This is a genomic window from Diaphorobacter caeni (genome assembly GCF_015354245.1).
GTDB lineage: Bacteria > Pseudomonadota > Gammaproteobacteria > Burkholderiales > Burkholderiaceae_C > Diaphorobacter_A > Diaphorobacter_A caeni.
On the sequence record NZ_JADKYZ010000022.1, the window covers coordinates 1 to 9,848 of the forward strand.

Annotated in this window: 11 protein-coding genes; 6 read left to right on the forward strand and 5 right to left on the reverse strand. The window is 50.4% G+C overall.

The genetic code is table 11. The features are described 5' to 3' along the window. Positions 1-98 precede the first annotated feature (98 nt). A complete protein-coding gene (locus ISG32_RS27190; protein ID WP_194774116.1) occupies positions 99-263 on the reverse strand; it encodes a hypothetical protein in 165 nt (54 codons plus the stop codon). Further along, positions 260-601 (reverse strand): hypothetical protein, encoded by a 342-nt coding sequence (locus ISG32_RS27195; protein ID WP_194774117.1) that lies wholly within the window; start codon positions 599-601, stop codon positions 260-262. The genes ISG32_RS27190 and ISG32_RS27195 overlap by 4 nt, the downstream gene beginning before the upstream one ends. A 293-nt stretch (positions 602-894) precedes the next feature. Between ISG32_RS27195 and ISG32_RS27200 the strand changes: the two genes are divergently transcribed. The 3 genes from ISG32_RS27200 to ISG32_RS27210 all read left to right on the forward strand — a co-directional run bounded on the left by ISG32_RS27200 (position 895) and on the right by ISG32_RS27210 (position 3,447). Beyond that, positions 895-1,860, forward strand: coding sequence for a DNA-binding protein (locus ISG32_RS27200; RefSeq protein ID WP_194774118.1), 966 nt, complete (start codon positions 895-897; stop codon positions 1,858-1,860). Positions 1,861-2,019: 159 nt separating this feature from the next. After that, positions 2,020-2,325, forward strand: coding sequence for a hypothetical protein (locus ISG32_RS27205; RefSeq protein ID WP_194774119.1), 306 nt, complete (start codon positions 2,020-2,022; stop codon positions 2,323-2,325). Positions 2,326-2,388: 63 nt separating this feature from the next. Next, positions 2,389-3,447: a hypothetical protein gene (locus ISG32_RS27210; RefSeq protein WP_194774120.1), complete on the forward strand. Its 1,059-nt coding sequence runs from the start codon at positions 2,389-2,391 to the stop codon at positions 3,445-3,447. Here the strand turns inward: ISG32_RS27210 and ISG32_RS27215 are convergent. After that, entirely contained in the window at positions 3,440-5,890 is a 2,451-nt protein-coding gene (locus ISG32_RS27215) for an HD domain-containing protein (protein ID WP_194774121.1), read from the reverse strand. The two genes, ISG32_RS27210 and ISG32_RS27215, sit on opposite strands and share 8 nt — an antisense overlap. An 8-nt stretch (positions 5,891-5,898) precedes the next feature. After that, positions 5,899-7,002 carry a hypothetical protein gene (locus ISG32_RS27220; protein WP_194774122.1) on the reverse strand — a complete coding sequence of 368 codons (1,104 nt, stop codon included), beginning with the start codon at positions 7,000-7,002 and terminating at the stop codon, positions 5,899-5,901. 119 nt (positions 7,003-7,121) lie between these two features. Here ISG32_RS27220 and ISG32_RS27225 point away from each other — a divergent pair, with 119 nt between their 5' ends. Next, entirely contained in the window at positions 7,122-7,613 is a 492-nt protein-coding gene (locus tag ISG32_RS27225; RefSeq protein ID WP_194774123.1) for a helix-turn-helix domain-containing protein, read from the forward strand. Between the two features lie 2 nt (positions 7,614-7,615). On the opposite strand, the gene ISG32_RS27730 is transcribed toward ISG32_RS27225, so the two are convergent. Beyond that, a complete protein-coding gene (locus ISG32_RS27730) occupies positions 7,616-8,455 on the reverse strand; it encodes a tetratricopeptide repeat protein (RefSeq protein ID WP_228530160.1) in 840 nt (279 codons plus the stop codon). Positions 8,456-8,578: 123 nt separating this feature from the next. Between ISG32_RS27730 and ISG32_RS27235 the strand changes: the two genes are divergently transcribed. Then, positions 8,579-8,986 carry a hypothetical protein gene (locus tag ISG32_RS27235; RefSeq protein ID WP_194774124.1) on the forward strand — a complete coding sequence of 136 codons (408 nt, stop codon included), beginning with the start codon at positions 8,579-8,581 and terminating at the stop codon, positions 8,984-8,986. A 59-nt stretch (positions 8,987-9,045) separates the two neighbouring features. After that, positions 9,046-9,492 (forward strand): single-stranded DNA-binding protein, encoded by a 447-nt coding sequence (locus ISG32_RS27240; RefSeq protein ID WP_194774125.1) that lies wholly within the window; start codon positions 9,046-9,048, stop codon positions 9,490-9,492. Positions 9,493-9,848: the final 356 nt, after the last annotated feature.

The window sequence follows — 9,848 nt, forward strand, 5'->3', positions numbered from 1 at the left end:
GCCACGAATCGCAGATTTGAAAGTGAACAGGAAAGTCAATGAAATCAACGATCTACCAACACCACCTCCGCGCCAGTGCTAGCTTTTCGTACCGTCACTTATTGCACTGAAAACGAGGAGACCCCTAAAGGCTCCACGCTGGCAGATGCGACTGGTCGAAGGGCGATCAACTGCTTTGCTCCGAACAGAATCACCAGCAGACCGGGAACGGCCAGCAGCGCACTCAGGCCAGCATTGGGAGCTGGCACCACCACGTAGTTCATTTCTCAGAATCTCCTTGCTTGTTGGATTGCAGGCTATTCCGAAACTCAGCCACGGGAATGCCTAGCCGCCGCGCCTGCTTGACCTCTTCTTTTCGCTCAAGCTTCGCGAGCCATTCGATGTGGCACTTTTCGCTGCACCCGGGCCACCAGTCGTCCTCAAGCCGCTGTCGCGGCTCACCACAGCCCATGATGCACCAGCGAATGCGTTCCTTGAATGCGGCGAGTGCTCGGGCTTCAGCCACGCGCCGCTCACGGGCCGCTCGTGCTCGCCGCCGCTTCTCGATCGCTCGTTCACGCGGGTCAGCAATAGTGCGTTCTCCTATGTAGTCACGTCCCATTCAGATCTCCCGGCTCGACTTGGCCCCAATGAGGCTCCAGATTGGTCAGAACAGCCCACCAAATTGTTCCACGCGATTCTGGCCATCGCCTGGAAACCGCGTAGATACGTGCTTTCGGGCCATTTTTCCGTGAAACATTCCTAGATCCAGCGACCCTCGAACTTTGAATTTGAGGTCTTGAGCAAATGATGCCTGTTTTTTACGACTATACAAGTAATCATAAATTTCTTCATTGCAAACAGTACATTTATAACGTAATATTAACGTAATTACGTTTTTACGGAGGTTTTGCCATGTCCGATGCACACTTCTCGATGGAAGCAGAGATTGCAGCCGAAGTAACCAAAATGAAGGCCGCTTTCACGCCGCGTGCACTGATGGTTCAACGTGTGGCTGAGATCATGTTTGACGCGTGGGGGGAGAAGCCCAGTGCGAACAAGGTTTACGAGCACATCCGCCAAGGATCCATCTCTGATATCAACAATGACTTGAAGCAATTTTGGGATGGCCTGAGAAGGCGAAAGGCTGGCGGACGGGAGGTCGAAGGCATCCCAAGCAACTTGAGCGCAGAGTCAGGAGAGCTCATAAAGTCAATGTGGGTGACAGCTTTGCTCCATGCAACTAAGACTTTCGATGCAGAAAAACTAAGTTTGAAACAAGTTGCGGAGGATCTGACCGCACAAGTTGAGCAGCTTCAGCAGGCGCTACAGGAACGCGAACTGACCGTTGATCGCCAAAAGCGAGAAAACTCGGACTTACTCCAGCAAGTCAAGGAACAAGCCACCGCGATTGTTGAATATGAAGATTCGTTGAACACAATCAATGAAGATGTTCGGTTGTTAAAAGCTGACAAAGTGGCTCTTCAACAACAAGCGACGGTGCAAGAGAATTCACACAATGAAGCAATTCGGAAGTTGGTCGACACGCACGCTATGGAGCTCGAAAGTTTGAGGCGCGATCTGAAGCACTTCCAGCTTGAAAAAGATCGTGCAGCCACAAGGCGCGATCAGATCCAGGCCGAAGCAATTGAATCGAGAAAACTGCTTGATCAAACAATTTCAGCATTGCATGAAACGATCGCCAGTGAGCGCAATGCCCATATCCGAATCAAGAATGCATGGGACGCCCAGCAGAAGAGTCTGGATGATCAGATTCAACGACTTTCGCGTGATCTAAATAAAGCTCGTCAGGTCTTTAATAATTACAATCAACTTACGGCGCAGCCAAATTATTTAGCATATAAAATAAAATACGATTAGTATCTACGGTTACATTGAGAATCATTGCAATTGTTTATTGATATTTTGTGAATTAGATGTGAAAATTTCTGTCAGCTCTCAAACACGCATAGGGGGGGCCTAATGCGTGAGTGAAGGCCATCGAAGGGTGCTTCCTCGATTGAATATAGGTGTCCAATCATGCTTGCCGCAACCGTTTCTTACCCCGACTTCCAGAATGGAGTCGCCTCCAGTCCGAGCCTCGTGTTAGCTAGCGCGCTAATCGGCAATCATCCTGCGGCCAAGACTCTGGTCAACGAGTCAATCACACAGATTCGGGAAAACCCCGAGTTGGCTTATGAACTCTTGTGCACATCTTTTGTGAAGCTGATTAATCACCCAGATAACAATGACAAACCATCTGATACACTGAAGCAGATTGAAAGCCTTGTTTCGCGCTCTATCGGTGTCATGGAGAAATATCAGCAATCAAACCTACGAGTCTGAGTTGTGAGTTTTGCAGGGGAAAATACTTCATCGATTAATAATGATGCTTTTCTGGAGTCTATTATGGACTTCAGAAAAGACCCTGCCAAAAACTCATCGCGACTCGCGATTGCATTCAGCATGTCTCAGCGCATCAAAAATATCGTTCATCAGGCTTGTTCAAGCAAGAACCTGAGTTTTGATTATCAGATGGATATCCGTCAGGAGCTCTATCTATTATTTGAACGTAAATACGCAAGCATCGTTACGCCACTAGAAAACGCCTACAGCGTGCTTTCTGTGTCGGCCAATCACCTCGCCACACATGTGCTGGAAAAGCGCAAAGAGCATAGCTTGCAGGAGCTCAGTGACGACCGGCCAGATGACCTGCTTCTGACGCCTTCTGCCATGGACGACGCGAGGGCGTTTGATCCTTACATTTCTGTAGCGCAGCGGATCGATTCAGTAAGGGCAGAAACTGAGTTTCAGCGTAGAATTGCTCTCATGCAAGGTGCGCGAAAACCCCAACTGCCCGATCCAGAGATGATCAAGATCCCTACGATCTTGCACCTATCCTCTGTCTTCGCGAATTCTTCCCCGGAAGAGTTGGTGGTGAAGGCATCCGACTTCCACAAGGAGCGGAGTCTTCCGCGTGCCAAGCGTGGTGCTCTGCCACGAGCACGAAGCGTGACTGAAGCTGGCTCCAGGCTGAAGGACATCCGCAAGCATCTGCGGGTTGTCATGCCAGACTTTGCTGTGCTGCTCAACATCTCTCCCAGCACTCTGACCAGCTACATCTACGGCACTGTTCAGACAGTGCCGCATGAGGTCATGGAACGCGCTGAAGCCTTGATGCAGCAGGCTCCATCGGCCTACTTCTCCAAGGTTGACCCGACATTCCGGCTCGATGATTCGACCATGGAATCCATCGTCCAGATGTGGGCGCATGGTTTGGGCTTGGAGTGCTCACAGGATAATGATGGTGATTCTGTAGGGCACGAGCTTGCGAGCATTATTGGTGTCTCGCGTCCAACCGTCTGGCGTTGGAAAAAGAAAAACATGGTGCCACCCATGAAAACACTTCGTCTTTATGACGAGAGTGTTTTCAAGGCGATAAACCTGAAAAAAAAGCAGGCTAAATAATCAGCTTATCCACGGTAAGGACGAAAGCAGATTTCTTGCTCTTGTCATCGTGGACTTCCAACGCCAGTTTGCCCTTCTGGTGGTAATCACGAATGATGGGATCCAGCTTTTCCCACGGCACAGATGGCCGGTGCTCCAGCAACGTATTGCTGGAGATCACATAGCCGTGTTCTGGATGCTCTTTCAACGCATAACCCTTCTTGATCAGCGATCGACAGAGATCCACAACCAACGTCTGAATGTCGTTGGCTGTGTACTTGCGCCGTAGCTCCGTTTCATCGTCCTCTGCTGGTTCCTCGATGCCAGGATCTCGTTCCACCGTAGGTGCAGCTTGCGGCTCTTGCACCTCTGTCTCACCTGTCTGATCTACATGTTGTTTGTTCTCAACAACAGGTGCAGCCGTGACATGCTGCAGCTTTTGTGCCTTGGTCGATTTGCTCGCAGTACCCATGAGCTGTTCAAACATGTCGATGGGTAGCTCTTGCAGATCTGCTGCCGGTTCTGGAGCTGTGGCCGGTTCTGGAGCTGTGGCCGGTTCTGGAGCTGTGGCCGGTTCTGGAGCTGTGGCCGGTTCTGGAGCTGTGGCCGGTTCTGGAGCTGTGGCCGGTTCTGGAGCTGTGGCCGGTGCCGGAGCTGTGGCCGGTGCCGGAGCTGTGGCCGGTGCCGGAGCTGTGGCCGGTTCTGGAGCTGTGGCCGGTGCCGGAGCTGTGGCCGGTGCCGGAGCTGTGGCCGGTGCCGGAGCTGTGGCCGGTGCCGGAGCTGTGGCCGGTGCCGGAGCTGTGGCCGGTGCCGGAGCTGTGGCCGGTGCCGGAGCTGTGGCCGGTGCCTGTTGTTGTTCAGCGCCCTGGCCATCGATCGCCGAATCAGTCCCATCCTGCCCCTCTTCAAGCTCTTCAGCGGATTCACCTTCGTAATCGCCAGTCGCGGGCAGATTCTTCTTCAGCGAACGTGCAGCGCCGAACACACCCTGCTCTACTTTGGCGACCCAGTAGTAGGGCTTGAGGTTGTTGACTTCATAAATCTTGGAAACATCGACGATGTTCACAGCGCTCCACTTGGCAGTTTGATGCAGCGCTCCACCTTTGGCTTTTCGCGAAAAAAACGAGAAGTTCCAGATCGCATAGTCCGGGTTGTAGGCGACACCCTTGAACGAGGTGATCAGAACGCCCTTGCTATGCAGAATGGCACGAATTCTCGCGTTGAGCTCGTGCACCCCTCCAGCCAGCTCTTCCGAGTATGTGATCCCAAGCTTCTGCATCATCAAGCTTCGCAGCGAGTCATCGCGGAGCAAAAGCATGTTGGACTTGAAGCCCAAAACTTGGCAGTAGCAACCCAAGTTGTGCTTGGTGCTGGTGCCGTTGATGCGGCCAACTTCGTTCAGAGCATCGACAAGTATCTCCCAGATCTTCTGATCCTCCAGATCCTTCAGCAGCACGTCGAATTTCTTGCTGTCGTAGCCGCCTGTGAGCTCTTGAACGGTCTGGGCATCCTTGGCGATGCCAGCCTTCGACTCAATTGCCGACACCACGCGGTCAGCCCGAATCAGCAGCTCCATGAGCGCAATCGTTCGATCGTCCGTAGCACGGCGATCTGGGCTCAATGGAAACTTCATTGGGTGGTGATAATGAGCGATCGCAAGGGTGATCGCTCGCATATCAGCATCAGGAATTTCCCAGATATTATCCAAGCGAGCCATCATACGAGCACCAGTCAAATCGTGCTCTTTTTTAATACCCGAGATATTCCCCTTATCATCGCGGATGAATGTCTCGATTTTCCCGATGTCATGGCCTAATCCTATGATCGCCGCGAGTGGATCATTAGAATTGTATTTGTAGTCGTGATCACTCAAAGGAAGAACGCAATGCTTTTGATCCTTTGTGAATAGACCTTCGTACACCCAAGTTTGTCCAATTTGGTCCATCTGATAGGCAACCAAAAGTGAATGCTCCAAGAGACTTCTGTTGCCGTGACCACCGGGCATGTGAGTTGCGGGCAGATCAGTATCGAAATTGAAAATATTCAAGAGCTCTTGCATCAAGGCAACATGATGCGGATGGGAGCTTTGATATTTTTCCTTCCATTTTATAAAAAAATCATCTGGTACATCATCGCATATTTTCCCAGCCCGTATAAAATCCAAATCAATTCTGGATTGTTTAGGCGTTTTGATGATGAATGGCACCTCTCCAATGGTACATACCAACCCGTTGCAATTATCGCTTTGTAAAAGCGCGATTTGAGATTCGCGATTAACGCGCAGAATATAATAAACCGCTGCAAATCCAATAATCATTCCAAGCAATGACATCGTGCCAGCGACAATCATTGATTCAATGAGTTCAGCATCAAAAGCTTGATTACTAAATATGGCTCGGGCAAAAATAATCAGCCACCATGTTCCAAAAACTATGATGGCTGATTTAATTAAATTCTGTCTCATTGGAGATCTCAGATCACAACATCTTCGTCAAGCGTCTTGTGGCTCTTTTCAGTTTCTTTTTTATTGTCGTTACCCTTTTTGTCATCGGTACGCGATTTGTCACGAAGAGATTTTCCAGCTTTGAGAAGATCTTGCCGCCAAACGGGATCCAATTTGATGGAGTCAGATTCAGCAAGTTTCAAACCAGACATATTGGTATGGACGTACTGGATAACGCTCACGATTTGGACGCCAGCAGCATTCTCACGACCAGTGTTTTTCAGCAGGGTTGAAACGCGGCCCTCGACCAGCAGAGGTGTTCCAGGCTGCAGGCGCGTCTTGAGTGATCCGCTGGCCTTGCTGTAGCAACGCACGACAATCAGGTCATCAAGCGCCTCTGTTTGCTTCAAAAAGATGAGCAAACAGTTGGATGCTGGCTTACCATCTTCGGCCCTTCGTACCTCGATCTGGGAGTTGACAACAAACCCGGCCACCTTGGTGACGTTGGAGTTGTCGGATCGGCCCAACGTTGGCGGAACTGTTGTAGGAATAGCACTCGCAGCCTTGTCGGATGTGGTCTGGGTATCAGTAGATTCCACAATATTGATTCCAACAGTTTCAGCTACTGGAACCTTTTTTCTCGCCAGCGATTGTTCCCAGTGCCGTCCAGCATCTCGAACGTCATAGAGCTGTGGGCGTTCAAAACGCAAAACACGCAAAGTTTGCGTTATCACTAGATCGTCGGAAACGCCAGTTTTGCCAGCGTTTTTTGTCACGTCAGCTTCACCATTCGGCATGTGCGATGTTGTTGCATCGATTTGCTCGATCGGTAAACTATGTGATTGAGTATTGTCGTGATCGTGTTTCGGATCTTCGTTGTAGAAGATTTTTTTCGTCTTTTTGGGTATCAACCGGCAAACCAGCTTCACAGCCGCCGCACCAGTTACCCATGGAGGAATAGAATCGCCCTCTTCGATTTCGAAGCGCAAGGAGTGATTGAGGTTGTTGCTCTGTGTGATGAAGCCACCTTTGGCATCCACAGCGTACACATGCCCCACTATGTATGCGATGTTCAGCATCCCTGAGCGAAAGCAGTAGAAGTCCGGGTTGTTGCGTTGCTGTTGAGAGAGCATCGTTTTTCCTCTAGTAGAGTAGATTTGATCAGTTCAATTATAGATACACGCAACAAGAAGGCAACTTTCTTAGCGTATCGCCGCGCCTTTAGATTTCGCCACATACAGAATTGAATGACATGACCGCCACCGGGCCACTAAATGAAGATCCCCCAAAAGCTGTTCCACGCGGGGGAGCCCTTTCGCTTGCGCTGACCAAGCGAATCAAAGACCTTCAGATCACACAAAAAGAAGCCGCAACAAGAATCGGCATCAGCCCTAGCTACTTTGGTTCCCTCATGTCGTTCGAGCGATGGTGGGGCACCCTCACCCGTGAACGTCTCATAGCTGTTGCCAACTTCTTGGACGTTCCGACCATCAACGTGTTGATGATGGCCGAGCTTGTTGAGTCCTCGGACTACTTCAAACAGTCGAACGTCGCAGAGGAAATGGAAAAGGCACTTGCCAGGTTGAAGGGCGATGCCCGATACGCGACCATGATGCCTTTGCATTCGAGCTGGGATGTCACCCCGCCCGATGTCAAGCTGCTCTGTGCACTCCTGTATAACGACTTGAGTGGTCGTGACATCATGCAATTGCAGGCGATGCTTCTGAAACCCACAATGGGTTGAAATCAGATTTTCATCGCTGGCATCATGTATTTCATCTCCGCGTTGCGTGTTGGATGGGCATCAATCCAGATCGCAGCGCGTTGCTGAATCATCCTCAATTCAGCATTGGTATAGAGTCTAAAATCCTCTTTACTTTCAAGAGCATCTTTGAGGTTTGGCTGCGCGTTGATGACGATCGCCATCCACACCAGTCTCTCCGGCCCTGTTGAAATGTTGTAGAGCGCTTTCTTGGAATCAACGTTTCCGAATTTCGCTGATGACTCCCAATAGCGAACGGCCTTCACCGTGTCCTTTTCAATGCCTCTGCCCGTGTAGAGAAGCACCGCACATTCATATTCGGCCTGTGGATCCTTATTGAAGCGAACCACCTTGTCGAAGTACTGATATGCAAGCGGGTAATTTTTTGGAACGCCCTCAAGCCCGTGCAAATAGATTCTTCCCAGCAGCATGAGGCTCTGGGGATATGAGTCCGCGTACTCCAGCAAAACCTTGACTGCAGCCTCGCCCTTACCCTCGTCAAGCAGTATGAGCGCCAGGTTGTGCGCTGCTGCAGGTAGCTTGGCCTGCTCGTAGTAGCTCTTGGCTTTCAGCTTGTTCCTGCGTCCCGGATCCGAGATCGGTCCAAGTTGATAGGCGAGCCCAGCAAAAAAGGATGCAGGCCCAGCGCCCTTTCCAGCATCTGATTCGAGCTCCGTAAGAGCCGATGCATCACCGAGCTTTTGACGGTCGAACAGTGCCGCTGCAGCACCACTATCGACGCTCATTGAGCAAGCGCCAATGAAGCAGCACATGGCAAGAAGAATCACCCAAAGAACTGATGATGTTGCATTGTCACCTGTCATTTTTAAAAAATAATCCTCTGTCAGAGTTTTAATTATACAATTCCACGCAACAGCATCATACGCAACCGATAACACCTTGCACATGTCCGCCTCAAACCTGAGACACCAATCAAGGAGTTAACTATGCTTACTTTGACTACACACGCGAAAGGCGCTCTTTTCACTCAAGAAGGTGCAACTGGCAACAAGCCATGCATGTCTGGAGTGATTGAGCTTGCAGATGCTGTATCTCTGAACATCGCCGGATTTTTGAAATCCTCAAAAGAGAGCGGTTCCAAATATCTGAATTTGAAAGTTTCAGAACGCGATCCGCAATCGCAATACGCCGTCTACGGTCGCCTGTTCCGAAATGAACGTATGAAGGGACCCAAATCCCCTGACTACACCGGCTTTCTTGAAATCGCCAAAGGTGAATTTTTGCGGATTGCAGCTTGGAAAGAAATCAGCAGCAAAAACCAAAAAGCGTTTCTGAGTCTTGATATCCAACGTCAAGATCACGAGCCCGAATCGGAAGATGGACTTCCGATTTGACCCCGACCTCAAAGCAATGCTCGCATTGTTTTGAGGTTTTCTTTTTTTCTGGAGAAAGTATGTCGTTCAATAACTTTGCATGGCTCGAAGGCAACATTACAGAAAGTCCTGTGTTGCGCAAGACCAAATCAGATCGATCAGTCCTCAACATTCGCATGGCGACGAATGACTCTTGGCGCAACGTCAGTAGTGGTGAATATGAGCAAAACACCGTATACCACCGTGTTGTGTTTTGGGGTGAACAAGCTGAATTCGTGCACCGCAATTTCAAAAAGGGCAGCGCCATCAAGGTTCAGGGCCACATCGAATACGCAAAGTCTGAATCCAATGGAACTGTCTATATCAACGCAGAAATCGTGGCGGATCGCGTTGATTTCGGCCCAAAGACAAAAGCCGAGCTTCTGAAGAGCGAGCAAGGCCAGGAACACGCTCCAGAGGGGGGCGAAGGCTACTCAGGCGCTGGCAGCGATGAAACCAGCACGCAAGAAACAGCTCACGCCCAATGACGCTCTTACGGCAAAACTAAGTTCCCGGTTGGCAAGCTGGGAACCCAAAAGACTGACAGAACCAAATTCGGTCTGTCAGTCTTTTTTTTTTGACGCTCAATGACGTCATTTAACGTCAACAAACGTCATGTGTCTCTTTGCGCCTGAAGGCGCTGGAGCAGAGACACCGCACCACTGAAATGCGTCCCCCTCAGGTGCATCACAAGATCAATCGCTCCACCACCAGATTGGGGTCGTCTCAGAAAACGGAAAATAAAGCACGCTTAGCGTGCGCTGAATGAGGCCAGGCACCCAGTGGTACAGCGTAGGATTGGACGCGCCGAGGTTCTTGACCACGTCCTTGGGGGGACGCCACC